Origin of the sequence: Flavobacterium psychraquaticum, assembly GCF_034497725.1 — a bacterium.
Lineage (GTDB): Bacteria > Bacteroidota > Bacteroidia > Flavobacteriales > Flavobacteriaceae > Flavobacterium > Flavobacterium psychraquaticum.
The window spans coordinates 1-19,357 of sequence record NZ_JAXKVR010000028.1 but is presented as its reverse complement, the minus strand read 5'-3'; the positions used below and the strand labels follow the sequence as shown (position 1 = coordinate 19,357).

Annotated in this window: 14 protein-coding genes; 2 read left to right on the top strand and 12 right to left on the bottom strand. The window is 33.5% G+C overall.

Going from position 1 to position 19,357, the window contains the following annotated elements:
- Positions 1 to 4: 4 nt before the first annotated feature.
- From T1L09_RS07085 to dapF, 4 genes are read right to left on the bottom strand one after another with little or no spacing between them, the layout of a single operon-like run.
- Positions 5 to 1,009: a DUF2279 domain-containing protein gene (locus tag T1L09_RS07085; RefSeq protein WP_322550259.1), complete on the bottom strand. Its 1,005-nt coding sequence runs from the start codon at positions 1,007 to 1,009 to the stop codon at positions 5 to 7.
- A gap of 3 nt (positions 1,010 to 1,012) precedes the next feature.
- Positions 1,013 to 2,053, bottom strand: a complete 1,041-nt coding sequence (gene mltG / locus T1L09_RS07080) for an endolytic transglycosylase MltG (protein WP_322550258.1) — start codon at positions 2,051 to 2,053, stop codon at positions 1,013 to 1,015.
- 11 nt (positions 2,054 to 2,064) lie between these two features.
- Positions 2,065 to 2,595: a GNAT family N-acetyltransferase gene (locus T1L09_RS07075; RefSeq protein ID WP_322550257.1), complete on the bottom strand. Its 531-nt coding sequence runs from the start codon at positions 2,593 to 2,595 to the stop codon at positions 2,065 to 2,067.
- Between the two features lie 11 nt (positions 2,596 to 2,606).
- A complete protein-coding gene (gene dapF, locus T1L09_RS07070) occupies positions 2,607 to 3,389 on the bottom strand; it encodes a diaminopimelate epimerase (protein WP_322550256.1) in 783 nt (260 codons plus the stop codon).
- 124 nt (positions 3,390 to 3,513) lie between these two features.
- Between dapF and T1L09_RS07065 the strand changes: the two genes are divergently transcribed.
- Together T1L09_RS07065 and T1L09_RS07060 are read left to right on the top strand one after the other, a co-directional pair.
- Positions 3,514 to 4,896, top strand: a complete 1,383-nt coding sequence (locus tag T1L09_RS07065; RefSeq protein ID WP_322550255.1) for a S1C family serine protease — start codon at positions 3,514 to 3,516, stop codon at positions 4,894 to 4,896.
- Positions 4,897 to 5,022: 126 nt separating this feature from the next.
- A complete protein-coding gene (locus T1L09_RS07060) occupies positions 5,023 to 6,471 on the top strand; it encodes a glyceraldehyde-3-phosphate dehydrogenase (protein ID WP_322550254.1) in 1,449 nt (482 codons plus the stop codon).
- Positions 6,472 to 6,640: 169 nt separating this feature from the next.
- Here T1L09_RS07060 and T1L09_RS07055 read toward each other — a convergent pair whose 3' ends face one another.
- The 8 genes from T1L09_RS07055 to T1L09_RS07020 form a co-directional block, all read right to left on the bottom strand.
- On the bottom strand, positions 6,641 to 8,905 hold the full coding sequence (locus T1L09_RS07055; RefSeq protein WP_322550253.1) for an aconitate hydratase: 2,265 nt from the start codon (positions 8,903 to 8,905) through the stop codon (positions 6,641 to 6,643).
- Positions 8,906 to 9,212: 307 nt separating this feature from the next.
- Positions 9,213 to 10,166, bottom strand: coding sequence for an AAA family ATPase (locus T1L09_RS07050; protein ID WP_322550252.1), 954 nt, complete (start codon positions 10,164 to 10,166; stop codon positions 9,213 to 9,215).
- Between the two features lie 115 nt (positions 10,167 to 10,281).
- Entirely contained in the window at positions 10,282 to 11,634 is a 1,353-nt protein-coding gene (locus T1L09_RS07045; RefSeq protein ID WP_322550251.1) for a peptidylprolyl isomerase, read from the bottom strand.
- A complete protein-coding gene (locus T1L09_RS07040; RefSeq protein WP_322550250.1) occupies positions 11,618 to 12,469 on the bottom strand; it encodes a hypothetical protein in 852 nt (283 codons plus the stop codon). The genes T1L09_RS07045 and T1L09_RS07040 overlap by 17 nt, the downstream gene beginning before the upstream one ends.
- Positions 12,470 to 14,437 (bottom strand): peptidylprolyl isomerase, encoded by a 1,968-nt coding sequence (locus T1L09_RS07035; RefSeq protein WP_322550249.1) that lies wholly within the window; start codon positions 14,435 to 14,437, stop codon positions 12,470 to 12,472.
- A gap of 130 nt (positions 14,438 to 14,567) precedes the next feature.
- A complete protein-coding gene (locus tag T1L09_RS07030; protein WP_322550248.1) occupies positions 14,568 to 16,523 on the bottom strand; it encodes an OmpA family protein in 1,956 nt (651 codons plus the stop codon).
- A gap of 11 nt (positions 16,524 to 16,534) precedes the next feature.
- The gene (locus tag T1L09_RS07025) at positions 16,535 to 17,464 is read right to left on the bottom strand and encodes a PorP/SprF family type IX secretion system membrane protein (protein WP_322550247.1); all 930 of its coding nucleotides are present in this window, start codon (positions 17,462 to 17,464) and stop codon (positions 16,535 to 16,537) included.
- Between the two features lie 57 nt (positions 17,465 to 17,521).
- Positions 17,522 to 19,357 (bottom strand): T9SS type B sorting domain-containing protein (locus T1L09_RS07020; RefSeq protein ID WP_322550246.1); only part of this gene is annotated, 1,836 nt, incomplete at its 5' end.

Here is a 19,357-nt window from a genome sequence, read left to right as displayed (position 1 = left end):
TTTTCTAAAAGTAGATAAAGTGTGCTTTAAGTCCGTTGTAATCATTGTATTGCAAAGTTGGTGCGGGAATTTTTATAGTGTTAAAAACGGAAAAAATTGTCTTCAAAAAATGTGATTTTGTCTCAATTTTCGTCAGATCGATGTCCAAACTTAGGTAAAATTGACGATATTCTTGTTGAAAAACACCATTTTGAAGTGCTTCAGAACGGCTTCCATAAAGCATATTTTCACCTCCATATCCGATGGCTAAATTTAACCATTTTGGAATAAAGGAATCCTTAGTAAAAGAATGTATATTGAAAGATAACCAATACGTTTGCCCGTTATAATCTTTTAATAATTGTTCGTTTAAAGATTTCCCAAGAGTTTCTGGTCGTAGTTCTGCAAATTTAGTTTGATGGAAAGAGAATTTTGGTGTGATGCGTTGTTCCTTCCAAAGTAATTCTTGCGAAACATATAAAGTGGTTCCGGTTGCGTTTGCGATAATATCTCCAGTTGATGCTCCCCATTCTTGAGAAAAACCATCAAATACCTCGACAACCGTTAAAAATGCAAAACCTACTGTTGCTCCATAAAGTAGTTGCTCTTTTTGAGAAGCTCCACTCCATTGCAACAACTCCGCTCCCGCTCTACCTAAATGATAAGAAGAATAAAGGTGTCCAACTTTATCAATTTGCAACCATTGATCGTTGTCGTTAAAGAAATGAAAATTAGATTGCGGGTAATCTTTGTACCAAATTTGGTTCAAGCCAATTAGTGTAGCACCTAATGCCACTGATTCTCCAATGTAAACTCCAGATTGTCTCGGTTTATTTATAGAATCTGACGGTGTTAGAAAAGATTCTAAAGACGATTGTGCCTGACTAAAAACACTACCAAAAATGAAAATGAAACACAACTTAGCCCTGATTGCAGTGGAAATCTTTTTATAAAACCCAGAGGTTTTATAAAAAATTGCAACGGAAAGCAGGAATATGGCAACCAAAAGAGCCCATAACATTCGCTCCAAAATCTATCGGTTTATGCCTAATTTATTTACCCAAGCCGAGTAGCGTTTCGCGTTTTCTTGATGCATTGCATAATTGGAAGCAAATGCGTGATAACCCGGTTTGTCTGGATTGGCACAGAAATAAATGTAATCGTGGTTTTCTGCGTTTAGAACGGCATCAATTGAAGAAACATCTGGCATTGTGATTGGTCCCGGAGGCAATCCTTTATTAATATAGGTGTTGTAGGGCGAATTTATGCGAAGATCGTTGAAGAAAACACGTTTAATTTCCTGATCAAAATCGCCCGAATTCTTTTTGATGGCATAAATCACGGTTGGATCTGCTTGTAATGGCATTTCTTGTTGTAAACGATTCAAATAAACTCCCGCAACAACAGGACGTTCGTCTACTTTTGCTGTTTCTTTTTGCACTATCGAAGCTAAAATACTAACTTCTGTAGGTGTTAAATTCTTTGCTTTCGCTTTATCTAATCGCTCTTGATTCCAAAACTTTTTATATTCTTTGGCTAATTTGCTAGCAATTTTATCCGCTGGCGTGTCCCAATAAAACTCGTATGTATTTGGGATAAAAACAGCTAAGATTGTTTCTTCTGTAACATCATTTTCTTCTAAAAACTTTGGGTTTGTAAAAGCTTCTTTCAATGTTGAAGTGTCTGGCTCAAGTTGACTTGATAAACGTTCTACCAGTTTCTCTATAGTTTCTTGATTATTAAAAGCGACTTTAACGGGAACATCCAAACGAAGGCTTCGAACGATATCAAAACTCGTCATTCCGTTTTTTAATAAAAATTTACCTGATTTTACTGACGTATCGTAATTTCTTGAAGTGGCAACAAAATCAAATTTACTGAAATTCTTAACCATTGGCTCCATAATTCCCTTCACATCTTCATAAGTGGAATTAGTAGGAATGTATACAAAAACTTCGTTTTGAGAGAAATTTGTGTTGGGTGTAAATGCTTTAAAATAAACATAGACACAAATAGATGTTGCGATAAGTGCTCCAGCAACAACAATAGTTGAAAATACTTTTTTTACGTTCAAAAGAAAAAATTTTAATTATTATTTACTAATTGAAGCAGTAATTCGTCTTTATAAACGTTGTTTACTTTCATCCAATCTTTTTTTGTGCCAATGATTTGAAAGCCAAATTTAGTAAAAAGTTGCAAACTAATTTCATTCTCACTCCCAATATTTGCATATAACTGATGCAATTGCAGTTGATGAAACGCGTATTGAATAATAAGTTCCAACGCTTGTCCGCCAATTCCTTGATTGCGATGGTTTTCATTTGAAATTAAAATGCCAATTCCGGCTCTATTATTTCTGGGATCAAAATCAAATAAATCGATTAATCCGACGGCTTCCAAAGTGTCGTTTAGACAAATCGCTAAACGCAATTGCTTGGCTTCATATATATCTTGATGTGCGTTTTCTAAATACTGACGAATTAAAAAACGACTGTAAGGCGATTGCGTATTACTGACTTCCCAAATGGTTTCGTCATTTTCTATTCGGTAAACAAAAGCTAAATCTTCGGGTTCTAAAGCTCTTAAATAAATAGTTGTTCCTTTTAAAGTAATCAAAATAGTGTGTTTTAAATTTTTATTTTGCCTTCAAATACAAAAGTTGCGGGTCCAATTAGAAAAACTTTGGTGTAATTTCCGTTATTCACTTCGAAATTTACTTTTAATTTTCCGCCTTGAACTTTTATAGCAATGGTTTTGTTTTTTGTTTTTCCGGTTTGATGCATCGCGATCGCTACTGCTGTTGCTCCAGTTCCGCACGACAAAGTTTCATCTTCCACACCTCTTTCATACGTGCGAACTGCAAAAATGTCATTTGCAATTTGGTTGACGAAATTAACGTTGCTTCCGGCTGAGCCATATAAATCCGAATAACGAATTTTTGAACCTTCGAATTTCACATCTAATTTTTCTAAATCGCCAATAAATTCAACGTGATGAGGCGAACCCGTATTTAAAAAAGTATAATTGGTTTCATTTTTTATGGCATCAACATCTTTCATTTGAAGCGAAACATTATTTTCTGAATCAATTGTAGCAAAATGATACCCATCGACTGCTTCAAATTCGGCTGTATCGGAAATTACGCCCATTTGCTTCGCGAAAGCGACTAAACATCTTCCACCATTGCCACACATTGAACTTTCATTTCCATCCGAATTATAATAGACCATTTTGAAATCATATTGCGGATGATTTTCTAACAGAATTAATCCATCAGCTCCAATTCCAAAACGCCTATCGCACAATCTTTCAATAAGTTGCACATTAGCCTTCGGGAAAAAATCGGTGCGATTGTCAATCATCACGAAATCATTGCCAGTTCCTTCGTATTTATAAAAAGTAAGCATCATTTTATTTTTATTTAGTACAAAAGTACGATTATTAATAAGATGTTAAACAATGTTAATCGTGCGTTAAACTCATTTTTTGGAATAGAATTTGTAATTAACTTTACGTAAATAAAATTTAATACTTATGAAAAAATTTGGAAGTTTATTACTCGTAGCACTTTTAAGTGGGGCTATCACATTAGGTGCTTACAAATTCTTTTTAGAACCTAATAATGCAGGAAAAATCGCTCTTGCTTCACCTAATTACGCTAAAAATGTAAATTTAGGTGCAGAAAACATCGATTTTACAACTGCTGCAGAAAACACTATTCACACGGTTGTTCACGTAAAAAATAAGACAATTTCTAAAGTGCCGAGCAGTCCGTTTATGGAATATTTCTATGGCTATCGTGGCGACAGGGAACAAACCCAAATTGGAACCGGTTCAGGTGTAATTATTACGGAAGACGGTTATATTGTGACCAACAATCACGTGATTCAAAATGCTTCGGAATTAGAAGTTACTTTGAACAATAATAAATCGTACATCGCCAAGTTAGTTGGAACGGATTCAAAAATGGATATTGCATTATTGAAAATTGATACGAGCGAAAAATTGCCTTATACTGTTTTTGGTGATTCGGATGCGATTAAAGTTGGCGAATGGGTTTTGGCAGTTGGGAATCCGTATAATTTAAACTCAACGGTTACTGCTGGAATTGTTTCGGCGAAAGCTAGAAATTTAGCTAAAGATGGATTGCAATCGTTTATTCAGACGGATGCCGCCGTGAATCCAGGAAATAGTGGTGGTGCTTTAGTGAACACAAATGGTGAATTAATCGGAATTAATACGATGATTTCTTCTCCAACCGGAAGTTATGCGGGTTATTCTTTTGCAGTTCCTTCAAATATTACTCGAAAAATAATTGAAGATTTGATGCAATTTGGAAATGTTCAAAGAGGTGTTTTAGGAATTGAAGGTGGCGAATTGAATTCGAGCTTTTCAAAAGAAATCGGAATTAAAGAAACGCAAGGCTTCTACATTAATAAGGTAACGAAAAATTCGGGTGCTGAAAAAGGTGGTTTGCAAAAAGGAGATGTTATTACGCAATTAGATGACAGAAAAATAAACGGTTTTACCGAATTGAATGCATATATTAATACGAAAAGACCTAATGATGTTGTTCAAGTTAAGATAATTAGAGATGGAAAACAGAAAACGCTTCCAGTAATTCTGACTAAAAAAGAAATTTTAAATTATGAATTCAACGGTATCGAGTTTGAGGACATTGATGCTTCCGACAAGAAACAATTGAATATTACAGAAGGAATAAAAATTAAAAGTGTTTCGAATCCTGAGTATTCAGAATATAAAGAAATTTTAGAAGGTGCTGTTATTTTAAGTATTGACGGACAAAAAGCTAAAGATATGGAGTCCGTTTCAAGCTATTTAGCTAAGAAAGAAAATCAAAAAGCACGTTATCAAATTATGACTAAAAACGGTCAGATGTATAGCATTATTATGTAAATTAATTTGGTGAAAATAATCAAAACCAGTCTTTTCAAACAAGGCTGGTTTTTTTATGCAAAAAGTTTCACGAAAAGGTTATAAATCTATACTTTTGCAAATATAAACACACAATAACTATTTTTGATGGACAACATAACTTTGTACGAAAAAGAGATTGCTTTTCAGACTGATAGAAGGAAAGCCGGAGTTGAATTTATTAAAATCATTAGTGATTTATGGTATGATAAATCAATTGAATTGGTTTTATTTCGTAATCAACTAATTGATAATAACGTTAGTGAAATTATCAACTTGCACGAATATGCTGTAGCTTTCGTTGGCAAACCTATAAACATATTTGATTCAGTAGAAATTGCAAGTGCTATAGCTGAATTAGATTTACCACCTTCTAGAATTGATATAGGAAAATTAACTTATGAATATCATTTAGAAGACAATAAATATAACGATGCAAAAGCTTTCGTTATCGACAAACTTAAGAATGCTAAAAACTTCCACGAAATTAAACCAAAAGATGTAGTTTTATATGGTTTTGGAAGAATTGGACGTTTATTAGCGCGTGAAATGATGTCAAAAATTGGAAAAGGACAACAATTACGATTGAGAGCGATTGTTACAAGAGATAAAAATGATGCTGTTTTATTAGAAAAAAGAGCTTCATTATTACGATATGATTCAGTTCACGGGGATTTTCAAGGTTCAGTAATTGCTGATCCTGAAAACAATGCGTTGTTAATTAATGGAACTACGGTTCATATAATTACAGCAAATTCTCCAGAAGAAATTGATTATACTGCTTACGGAATTGAAGATGCATTGATCATTGACAATACAGGAGCATTTACTACGGAAGAAGCTTTGAGAAGACATTTATCATCAAAAGGTGCAGACAAAGTTTTATTAACTGCTCCAGGAAAAGGTGTTCCAAATATTGTTTATGGTGTAAATCACGATGAATACAATCCAGACGAGGTTAACATTTTCTCTGCTGCGTCTTGTACAACTAATGCAATCACTCCTATTCTAAAAGCCGTTGAAGATACTTTAGGCGTTGTTAAAGGACATTTAGAAACAATTCATGCGTATACAAATGACCAAAATTTAGTGGACAATATGCACAAAAAATACCGTCGTGGTCGTGCTGCTGCCTTAAATATGGTTATTACAGAAACGGGTGCAGGAACTGCAGTTGCAAAAGCATTACCAAGTTTAGCCGGAAAATTAACTTCAAATGCTATTCGTGTTCCGGTTCCAAACGGTTCATTAGTAGTATTGAATTTAGAAGTTGGAAAAGAAACTTCAGTTGCTGCAGTTAACGACATTATGAAGCATTATGCTTTAGAAGGTGAATTAGTAGAACAAATTAAATATTCATTAAATAACGAATTAGTTTCTTCTGATATTGTAGGAACTTCTGCTCCTGCAATATTTGATAGTAATGCTACTATCGTTTCTGCAGACGGAAAAAATATTGTATTATATGTTTGGTATGACAACGAATATGGTTATAGCCATCAAGTAATTCGTTTAGCAAAATATGTTGCTAAAGTGAGAAGATATACTTACTACTAGTAGAAATAAAAATATAGAATATAAAAATAGCTCCTTTATGGAGCTATTTTTGGTTTACAAAATTATCTAAATAGAATAATTAGTATTTGTTTTAAAAAAATCCAAAAAAAAAATTCAAAAAAAACTCCTACAAAATTGCAGGAGTTTCTGTTATAAATAATTTTAAAATTTATGCCTTACCAGCTGCAATTAAATTTAATGCAGAACCGGCAACAAACCAGCCAATTTGGCTATCGTTATAAGTATGATTCGCTACAATTAAATCTTTAGTTCCATCAGCGTGAATAAATTCTAATGTTAATGGTTTTCCTGGAGCAAAAGTTGTTAAATCTAAGAAATTGATTGTATCGTCTTCTTGAATTTTATCATAATCCGCTTCGTTAGCAAAAGTCAAACCTAACATTCCTTGTTTTTTTAAGTTCGTTTCGTGAATACGAGCAAATGATTTTACTAATACTGCTTTCACACCTAAGAAACGAGGTTCCATAGCCGCGTGCTCACGAGAAGAACCTTCACCATAATTATGGTCACCCACAACTACAGAAGGAACACCTGCTGCTTTATAAGCTCTTGCTACAGCCGGAACTGCATCATAAGAACCCGTTAATTGATTTTTAACTGAATTTGCTTTACCATTGAAAGCATTTTCTGCACCAATTAGCATATTATTAGAAATATTATCTAAATGTCCACGGAAACGCAACCAAGGACCAGCCATAGAAATATGATCCGTTGTACATTTTCCAAAAGCTTTGATTAACAACTTTGCTCCTGTAATATTTTTTCCATTCCAAGGTTCAAAAGGCGCTAATAATTGCAAACGATCTGAAGTTTCAGAAACCGCTACCTGAACTGATGAACCATCAGCAGCTGGCGCTTGGAATCCTGCATCTTCAACAGCAAAACCTCTTTTTGGTAATTCATCGCCATATGGAGCTGTTAACATTACTGCTTCACCTTTGTCATTTATTAACGTATCTGTTAATGGATTAAAGTCTAAACGTCCGGAAATTGCTAAAGCAGCAACCATTTCTGGAGATGTAACGAAAGCGTGTGTATTTGGATTTCCGTCTGCTCTTTTAGAGAAATTACGGTTAAACGAATGTACAATTGTATTTTTTTCTTGTTTATCTGCGCCTGCTCTATCCCATTGTCCAATACATGGTCCACAAGCATTTGTAAATACTTTAGTACCCATTTTTTCGAAATCGGCGATAATTCCGTCTCTTTCTATTGTGAATCTAATTTGTTCTGAACCAGGGTTGATTCCGAATTCAGCTTTTGGCGTAATTCCGTGTTGCACAGCTTGTCTCACAATTGAAGCGGCGCGTGCCATATCCTCATAAGATGAGTTTGTACAAGAACCGATTAATCCCCATTCTACTTTCAATGGCCATCCATTCGCTTCAGCTTCCTTTTTCATTTCTGAAACTGGAGTTCCTCTATCTGGTGTAAATGGACCATTAATATGTGGTTGTAATTCTGACAAGTTAATTTCGATTAATTGGTCGAAATATTGCTCTGGATTAGCATAAACTTCAGCATCAGCTGTTAAATAATCCGCAACTTTATCTGCCGCATTCACTACATCTTGACGACCTGTTGCAGCTAAATATCTTCTCATTGAATCATCATAACCAAAAGTTGAAGTTGTTGCTCCAATTTCAGCACCCATGTTACAAATTGTACCTTTACCCGTACAAGACATTGCTAAAGCACCTTCTCCAAAATATTCAACAATTGCGCCTGTTCCACCTTTTACAGTTAAGATATCAGCGACTTTTAAAATTACGTCTTTTGGAGCCGTCCATCCTGATAATTTGCCTGTTAATTTAACTCCGATTAATTTTGGAAATTTTAATTCCCAAGACATACCAGACATAACATCAACCGCATCAGCACCACCCACACCAATAGCTAACATACCTAATCCACCTGCGTTAACAGTATGTGAATCAGTACCAATCATCATTCCGCCGGGAAATGCATAATTTTCTAAAACGATTTGGTGAATAATTCCCGATCCTGGTTTCCAAAATCCAATTCCATATTTATTCGAAACTGATGATAAGAAATCAAAAACTTCTTTTGATTGTGTGTTTGCTAATTGCAAATCTTTTTTAGCACCATCTTTAGCTAAGATTAAGTGATCACAATGCACTGTTGTAGGAACTGCAACTGATTTTTTACCCGCATGCATAAACTGCAATAATGCCATTTGTGCTGTTGCGTCTTGACAAGCTACTCTGTCTGGTGCAAAGTCTACATAGTCTACTCCTCTTTTATAAACACCCGAAGCTGTTCCATCCCATAAATGAGAATACAATATTTTTTCTGTTAATGTAAGTGGACGTCCAACTAAGTCGCGAGCTTTATCAACTCTTTCGGCCATGTTAGCGTATACTTTTTCGATCATTTCTATATCAAAAGCCATACTACAATAAGTTATTTGTGTTCGTTTGTATTTTAAGTGGTACAAATTTAATGAATCTTAACGAGATTTAAAAGTTTTAAATAAATCGCCTGATTAAAAGAATTATTATTTATAAAGATTCTATTTTACTACTAATATTTCAACAAATCATCATAAAAACAGCATTTTTTAAACAATTCGCAATCAACCTTCAAACTATTGAAAAATTAATAAAAAAAGTAGTAATATTTCGAGATAGTATTAATTTTTAGCAAAAAAATACTAAGCCAAACGACAGAATAACAAAACATTTTTCAAAAGTTGTTGTTTAAAACAACTTCTTAATAATTTCTTCTTCCGAAATACCTTCGGCATCTGCTTTATAATTTTTTACAATTCTGTGACGTAAAATTCCGGTTGCAACCGCTTGAACATTTTCAATGTCAGGTGAAAATTTTCCATTGAAAGCTGCATTTGTTTTCGCCGCTAAAATTAAATTTTGTGAAGCACGAGGACCCGCTCCCCAATCGATATAAGTTTTGACAAAATCATTGGATAACGGATTGTTTGGTCGTGTTTTATTAACTAAAGTTACGGCATATTCAATAACATTATCGGCTACTGGAATTTTACGGACTACATTTTGAAAATCAATAATTTCTTGGGCCGTAAACAATGGATTTACTACTGGTTTAAAGTCAGAAGTTGTGGCTTTTACCACATCTACTTCTTCTTGAAAACTTGGATAATCTAAGTTAATAGCAAACATAAAACGGTCCAATTGCGCTTCCGGTAGCGGATAAGTACCTTCTTGTTCAATAGGATTTTGAGTTGCTAAAACGAAGAAAGGTAGGCTCAATTTATAATGATGTCCTGCAACAGTTACAGAGCGTTCTTGCATTGCCTCTAGCAAAGCTGCTTGCGTTTTTGGCGGCGTTCTATTAATCTCATCTGCCAAAATGATGTTTGAAAAAACAGGTCCTTTTATAAATTTAAATTGTCGATTTTCATCTAAAATTTCACTTCCTAAAATATCAGAAGGCATTAAATCTGGCGTAAACTGAATGCGTTTAAAATCTAATCCTAAAGCTTGTGAAATAGTATTTACCATTAAGGTTTTTGCTAATCCTGGTACACCAACGAGTAAGGCGTGACCACCCGAAAAAATACTTAAGATAATTTGATGCACTACTTGTTCTTGGCCTACAATAACTTTCGCGATTTCCTGTTTTAAAGCTTTTTGTTTTTGAACTAATTCTTGAATAGCTGCTACGTCTGACATAATGGATTTTGAATTTAGAATTCAGTAATTTTTAATTTTTATCAAAGTACTAATGTAAGAAAAAATACTTAAAAAAAACCCTCTGAAAATTCAAAGGGTTTATGTATTGTATATTTTATTTTTTTAACCAGTTGTTTGTGAATTCACATCCTTTGTATTCGTCGTTAATTTTAATATAAGTCTCTTTGATTTTTTCTTCACTCCATTTTGCAATCTCTTTAATTTGCTTGTCGCGCAATGCTAATTCCTTAATTTTCAAATAATCGTTAGCAAAATCTGCTTGATGCTCTTCAGTTCTATTGTTAACGGTAATGAGTTTGTAGAATTTTCCTCCACCACGTTCTTCATCTAATAGTGGAATAGTAATCTCTCCATCTTTCAATTCAGAAACCTGTGCATATAAAGTAGGATCCATTTTGGTTAATTCAAAGCGTGGTTCCATAGTTCGTGGATTTAACAACACACCTCCGTTATTACGTGTTTCTTTTTCATCGGAAGAAGATTTTGCAGCATTTGCGAAAGTAATTTCATTATTTATGATTTTATTTCGGATGATATCAATTTTTTCTTTTGCATCTTTAATTGCTTGCGAAGAAACTTTTGGTGAAATTAATATATGACGTAATTCAACTTCTTGTCCTTTAATTTTTTCAACCATAATGATATGATAACCAAACTCAGTTTCAAAAGGTTCTGAAATTTCTCCTTCCGCCAAGGTAAAGGCTACGTCTTTAAATTCTTTAACAAATTGCGTTCTACGATTCATTTTGTAGAAACCTCCATTTGAACTTGATCCTGGATCTTCCGAGAACAAAACTGCTTTACTAAAGAAACTTGCACCACCAATAACTTCTTGGCGAATTTGATTTAACTGATCAATAACCCTTTTCTTTTCTTCCTCTGTGATTATTGGTTTTACTACAATTTGAGCTACTTCCATTTCAGCTCCAAACGTTGGAATCTCTTCTTTTGGAATTGCTTTGAAAAAACTTCTTACTTCTTCTGGTGTAATGGTAACATCGTCAACAATCTTTTTTTGCATTTGCGAGGTCAACTTATTCATTTTTATGACATCATAAAAGTAACTTCTAAAATCTTCTTCATTCTTTTTTTTGTAAAATTTCAAAACTTTATCCATTCCTCCAACTTGCACAACCATAGCGTCTATTTGTTCATTCATATAGCTATTTACTTCAGCATCAGTAACAACAATACTATCTTGAATAGCTTGGTGTGCATACAATTTATCCTCTAATTGCTTCCCAAATAACTCACAACGAGTAATATTTTTTGTATCGATTCCTTGTGCTTTTAATTGCATAAGTTCGGAATCAATATCAGAATCTAATACAATATAGTCACCAATAACGGCAATTACACCGTCTACTTTTTCTTTCTTTTGTGCGAATGAAAATGCAGTTGCTATTAAAAAAAGGCTCAGGAAAAAATTTTTATTTATAAATTTCATATTTATTGTCATTGATTGCATCATTGGTAATCTCTTTTTCTATTGTATTTACTAATTCTAATTTTCTATTGTTAACGATGATTTGTTTAATCGTTGGTTTTAAAAACTCTAAAGGAGTTGGACTATCTTTTGGCAAAACTTCATTGACTTTAACCAACCAAATAGTGGTAGCATCTGGATATTGAAAATTGATTCCATTACTAATAAATCGGTCTTTGTTTTCAAGATTTACAAACGGTAATTTTTCAAATACTTGATTGATATCTACCCAAATTGAGTCATTAAAAGCATAACTTTTAAAGTTAACCGCTTGTTGTTCTAAGTCTTTTCTGTCTTTTTTTGTAAAGGAACTAAACTTTGATTTAATATTTACAAATTTTGGATTTTCTTTAACTAAATTGATATATCTCATTTTCACCAATTCAGATGAGTTGTTGAAAAACTGCTTATTATTATCATAATACATTTTAATCTGCTCATCTGTAACCAGCGTATCAATTTGTCTGACAACCAAATCTTCAATATAGTTTTTGGTGTATAAATCTACTTTATATTGTTCAATTAACTCGTTAAATTCTGTTGTTTTTGCCTTGCTAATATTTCTTTCTGAAGCTTCAAATAACAACTTTTTACTTGCCCAATTATCTATAAAAGATTTTACTATTGCAATACTATCCTTTTTAGAAGTTCCGCTTGGTACTAAATTTAAAATATCATCTTCATACAAAAAACTTTTACCTACACGCGCAATTGCTTTAGGTTCTTTTGGTGCTCTAAAATAGTCACATGAAGAAACCAAAAAAATTATTAAAAGTAATTGAAGCAAATATTTCATTTATTTTTGTAATTGTTTTTTAACGGTTTGAAAAACATCAGAATTAACTTTAATCTTAAACTCCTTTTTCAATTCATCTACCCAATTTGCTTCTAAAAATTGCTGATAATCATTTACTACTTTTCCCGTGCATTCCGTTAATTTCTTAGCTTCAATTTGTTTTACTTCAGTTACATCAACTACAAAATAATATTCGTCTTTTGTTACCACAGGAGAAACGCCTTTGACTAAATTATTATAAGCCGGCAATATATCATAATCCTCTTCAAAAAGACCCGATTTTACCATTACATTAATTTTTCCGTCTTTATTTAATTGCTCCTTTATGTACGTAAGCGATTTCCCTCTATCTAAAAACTTCTTTACTTTTGTTATAATAGATTTATCTGTCGAAGAGAAAATATTGGTATTATAACGTTTTTTCCACTGATAATTTTTGATGTTTTTTTCGAAATAATTGGTTAAGCCCAAAGTATCTGTTTTAGCTTTAGTCCAAATTTCTCGCTCCATTAAATCAAACAAAAGTAATCCGTCTCTGTATTCATCCATTACATATCTAAATTCTGGAAACTCATTTTCTAAATTTTCATTGTGATAAGTTGTTACTTGCTCATCAATAAATTTTTCAAATAATTCATCAACCAACTTCGCTATTGGAGCCGTCTTACTTTTCGCTTTTTGTTGCAATTCAATAAAATTCAAAAAAGCAACACCTGAAACATCTTTTAGTTTATCAATTGTCAATATTGCTTTGCTATAATCGCTAGCATTTTCTGGAGCTTGCCAAGTTTGGGCATAAAAATCATTAGTAACATTTTTTTTCACAGCAGCCACCATTTTTTTATCTGTAGTGAAAGCATATTTAGCTCTAAGTTTCTTAGCTAATGAATTTGTTATTAACAAAGAACGCTCATCTCTTCTTACTTTTTCTTCTAACTCCGATTTCATTTCCGCAAGACTTTGAAGTGGATGTTTCTCTATAAGTTTTACTATATGCCAACCAAATTGCGATTGAAATGGTTTTGAAATATCATCTTTATTTTGAAGTGAAAAAGCTACATTTTCAAATTCCTCAGAACTCAACTGGCCGGAACCAAAGCGTTGCAAAACGCCACCTTTTGGAGCCGAAGATTTATCTTCTGAGAATTGTTGGGCTAAATTTTCAAAACGTTCACCTTGTTGAATTTTTTGATAAATATCATCAATTGTTTGTTTTGCTTTTGCGTCTAATTGGCTGTCTTTTGTCGTAGGTTTTAAAATCATAATATGAGCAATCGTAACTTCTCCCTTATTATCTCTTTTATCAATTACTTTTACGATATGGTAACCAAAGCGTGTTTTGAAAGGTTTAGATACATCACCTACATTAGTAGTATATGCTGTACTTTCAAAAGGATAAACCATTCTAAAAGCTGAGAAATAGCCTAAATCTCCATTATTATCTTTTACGGATGGGTCTTCAGAATATTTTTGAGCTACTAAATTAAAATCTTCACCTGCATTTAGTCTGTTTTTGATGTCCTTTATTTTATTGTAAGCTTTTAAAGTATCGGCTGGCGAAGCACCTTCAGCTACTAAAACTAAAATATGAGAAGCACGAACTTCTTTTTGCATTCTATCATAAGCCTCTTGAACTAATTCATTAGTAACTTTAGAATCATTCATATAACTTTTTGAAAGTTGTGTTCTGTATGATTTTAGTTCATTTTGATAGGTAACCCCATCTTGTAAGCCAATTTTATTTGCTTTTTCAACCTTAAGCTTATACCCTAAGAATAATTCTAAATAATTATCAAGATTTTTTTGAGAATCGTCTTTAACTAAATCTAGATTTTTGTTATAGACTCTAATAAATTCATCTGTATAATAGGGGTGTGCATCAATTGTAAATAAAACTTCTTTATTCTGTGCAAAAATAAATGACTGTACTAGTAAAAAAACTAGAATAATCAGACGACTAATTTTCATATAAACTTAATTTTATTATTGTAAAGGACAAAAATAACAAATCGTGTGTATTTCGCAACATTTATAAGCTAGTATTAACAAAAAAAGCATCAAAATTAATTGATGCTTTTTTTGTTAAAAAATATACCCCTTACATTGCTGTAATTATAAACTCACTTCTGCGATTTGCTTGATGCTCTTCTTCTGAACATTTTGATTCGTTTGTTGGTTCACAACCACAATCATTAACTAATTGCGACTCGCCATAACCTTTGCCTGTTAATCGATTTGCCGAAATACCATTTTTAACTAACCAAGCCATAGTAGCCTTAGCGCGTCTGTTTGATAAAGATTGATTGTATGTAACAGTTTGTCGGCAGTCGGTATGTGAACGAACATCTACTTTCATAGTAGGGTTTTGTTTCATTACTTGTGCAATTTTCTCTAATTCTAACGCAGCATCGGCTCTGATGTTAGATTTGTCTAAATCAAAATAAATGATTTTGATGTTAAACGTTTTAGCTAAATCTGATCCTACTCCTACTTGCTTGATACGCTTAGTAATTGGTAATTGTGTACTTGTGGTGCCTGATTTACTTCCCGTTACAACAGCCATTTCAACCGTTTCATAAGCTGTGTTTTCTGCTCTAACAAAATAGGTTTTCTCACAATCTAATCCTTCAAAAATATATGCTCCTTTTTCATTAACAACCATACTGCTAATTAATTTCATATCCTCATCAAACAAAGTAACTGTAGTATTGGTTATGATTTCTTTGGTTTGTTCATCTACAATTACACCAGAAATAACCTGATTGCAATCATAAGGTAAAGGCATTTCTTCTACAAATTTATAAATATCATCGTTCCCTTTGCCACCAGCTCTGTTAGAGGAGAAAAATCCTAATTTTGTTTTTGAATTAAATAGATATGAAAAATCGTCTTGAGGACTATTTACTGGTGTTCCTAAATTGTACACTTTTGACATTGTACCATCTGCATTCATTTTAACAGAAAAAATATCTAATCCACCTAAGCCTAATTGACCGTCTGATGCGAAAAACAAAATATTGTCATCCGATACAAAAGGAAAAGTTTCACGTGCTTCGGTATTAATTCCGCCACCTAAACTTGTAGGAGTTCCAAAAGTTCCATCGGCATTGATTGCTACTTTAAAAATGTCGGATTGACCAACACTTCCGGGCATATCTGATGCAAAATACAAGGTTTTTTCATCTGGACTTAAAGCCGGATGGGCACAACTGTATTGGTTGCTATTAAAAGGTAATTCTTGAACATCAACCCAACTACCATCACTACCCATAGTTGCTTTATACAATTTTAGTAAGGTGATTTTTGAGGCATCCATTCTTTGTTTACCATCCGTGAAGTTATTACGCGTAAAATACATAGTATTGCCATCTTTTGTAAACACAGCAGATGATTCATTAAACTTTGAATTTATTTTTCTTTTCAAAGCCTTAGGATTTACTAAATAGCCTTCTGGAGTAACTGTTGCGCTATATAAATTATAAAACGAAGCATTAGTCCATTTGTGTTTTACATTTGAAACGCCTCCGGTATCTCTGGCAGAGGTGAATATAAAATCTTCTTTGTAAAAAGAACCTCCATAATCTGAATATTCCGTGTTTATACCTGCTAATTCTACTTTTTGTCTTCCAGAATTTTGCTTTATTTCCGACAAATAATCCGCGTTAGCTACAAATATTTTAGCTCTATTATCTGCTGATTTTTTCTGAGAAAACTTCGTTAAATAGTCATTAGCCTTTGTATAATCGCCAACTGATTTTAAAGTTTGAGCATATCTGAAGTAATATTCAGGTGCTACTTCTTGACCTAAAGCGAATAACTCAGCATACCATTTATTGGCCTCTGTTAAGTTGGCATTAAAATAATAAGAATCTCCTAATTTCTCAAACAAATCAACCGATTTATGTCCTTTTTCTGCTACTTTTTTATAAATGGCAATGGCGTCAATATAAGCTAAATCATCAAACTTTTTATCGGCTGCTGCTAGCCTACTTTTTTGAGCAAAACTTGAAGAAATACTCAAGACTAACACTAATAATATTACTTTTATTTTCATAATGTATTTTTTTAGAAGAATCTTGGAGAAACTACTCTATTGTAATTTTTAAACAATTCATATCGTAAGAAAAACTCATGAGAACCTGAATTATAGTTGGCCAATTTAGTAACCTCCAAATCATAACCGTAACCAATAAACCAAGAGTCAGAAACCTGAAAGCCAGCCAACAAACTAGCAGCAGCATCCCATCTATAGGCTGCCCCAAGGGTAAACCTGTCATTAAATAAGAAATTTGCAGATAAATCAATTTGTAAAGGTGCTCCTTGAACTACTTTTGTCAAAAGCGCTGGTTTTAATTTTACACTTCCAGATAAATCAAATACGTGACCCGCTATAAAATAATAATGCATTCGTTCTGAAGCTACCGAGTTTGCTGAAAAACCCAATTGATCTTTATCAAAATGCTTGGTCTCTAAAAAATTAGGAACAGACAAGCCAAAATATGTTTTATCCGAATGAAAATAAATTCCTGCTCCAACATTTGGTGAAAACTTATTCGCTACATTATATTGTGCCAATACATCACCTGGATTATAAATGTTCAATTTTGTAAAATCTACATTCAATAAATTTGCAGTTCCTTTAACACCAAAAGATAATTTATAGTTTTCTGATACTGCAATAGTGTAAGATACATCGGCGGATATTGAATTCTCATCCGATGGACCAATTCTATCATTAACAATAGAGATTCCTAATCCAAAATTTGAATTGTTGATAGGTGTATTTATAGAAAAAGTATTGGTAACAGGTGCGCCATCTAGTCCAACCCATTGGTTTCTATGCAATCCAAAAATACTTAAAGCTCCGCGAGAACCAGCATAGGCAGGATTAATATTAACAGTGTTGTACATATAATTTGTGAATTGCGAATCTTGTTGCCCATAAGATGATGCCGCTACAAGTGTGACAATTAATATTAAAAATCTTTTTTTCATTTTTTCACTTTTTATAAGAGTTTTAAAAGGGAATTGCTTCCCCTTTAAAGCTTTTTATTATCTATTAATATATAAATATCCTGAACGTTCTTTACCGTTGCCAGCATTATTCCTGTATTTAACAACATAGAAATAGGTTCCAACTGGTAATTCTGAAGATTGACTAATGGTTACTCTTCCCTGTGAAATACCTCTAAAGTATTTACTATCCTGACCATAACCGCTAACCTCATAAACCAATATACCCCATCTGTTATAGATTTCTACTGTATTATCTGGATATAATTCAATGTTTCTAATGGTAAATACATCATTATCATTGTCGCCATTTGGTGTTACTAAGTTGAAGATCTCTAAATCATCTTCTGATGGTGCATAATTATTAGGCTCTAAGAAATCTGGTATGCCGTCTCCATCTGAATCTAATGGATCTGTTGGTATTGGACCATATTCTTCGCCATTGGTTAATCCATCACCGTCACAATCACCGTCTAAAAATTCTTGCGATTGCTCCTCTGTTACATTTGCTGGAATGAAATCACAATTATTATCTGGATCTGTACCGTCTGCTATTTCAGTAATATTAGTTACCCCGTCGCCATCAGAATCGGTTACAACGATAAATGTTGCTGTTGCTGTATCACAATTTGTTGGTGATACCGGTAATCCTGTTACTGGATCAACTTCACACAATTCATAAACAATTGTATAAGTCCCGGCTGATGTTCCTGGTGCGATAGTAACATTCCCTAAGGCATCAATACTTAATGGCCCCTGCGTTGAAGGCGTAACATCTGTATTAGTAGTTGTAACAAGTATGCTATTTAAAGTATCATTGCCTAAGACATTTCCAGCAAAAACTGGTCCTGTAACATTTATTTCAACAACTTGTGCTGGATCATTAACCGCATCAATTGGATTCAACACCACAACCGTAACTGTAGCTTGATCACAATTCGCTGGGACAGCTCCAACTTCACAGATTTCATATACAACAGTATATGTTCCTGAAGGCGTGTTTATATTTACTGTGATGGTTCCATCTGCATTTAATGTTAAGCCCGTTGGTACAGTTACTCCTGTTAAGGTTACCTCTCCTGGATTTGTTCCAATTACAACTGGACCAGATCCATCTAATGTATCGTTATTTACAACACTTGGCGTGTCATTACCTCCACTAATTGGTGTACCACTAAAGTCAACATCATTAGCAATAATTGGATTCAAAACAACAACCGTAGCTGTAGCTGTATCACAATTTCCTGGGGGTGTTGGAGTAGCGCCAACTTCACAAATCTCATAAACAACTGTGTACGTTCCTGATGGTGTTAATGGATTTACGGTGATGGTTCCATCTGCATTTAATGTTAAGCCAGTTGGTACGGTTACTCCTGTTAAGGTTACCTCTCCTGGATTTGTTCCAATTACAACTGGACCACTTCCATCTAATGTATCGTTCAAGACAACACTTGGCGTACTATCGCCAACTGTTACTACTGCTGGTGTATCGTTAACTGCATCAATTGGATTTAAAACAACAACCGTAGCTGTAGCTGTATCACAATTTCCTGGGGGTGTTGGAGTAGCGCCAACTTCACAAATCTCATAAACTACAAGATAAGTTCCTGATGGTGTTAATGGATTTACGGTGATGGTTCCATCTGCATTTAATGTTAAGCCCGTTGGCACGGTTACTCCTGTTAAGGTTACCTCACCTGGATTTGTTCCAATTACAACTGGACCACTTCCATCTAATGTATCGTTCAAGACAACACTTGGCGTACTATCACCAACTGTTACTACTGCTGGTGTATCGTTAACTGCATCAATTGGATTTAAAACAACAACCGTAGCTGTAGCTGTATCACAATTTCCTGGGGGTGTTGGAGTAGC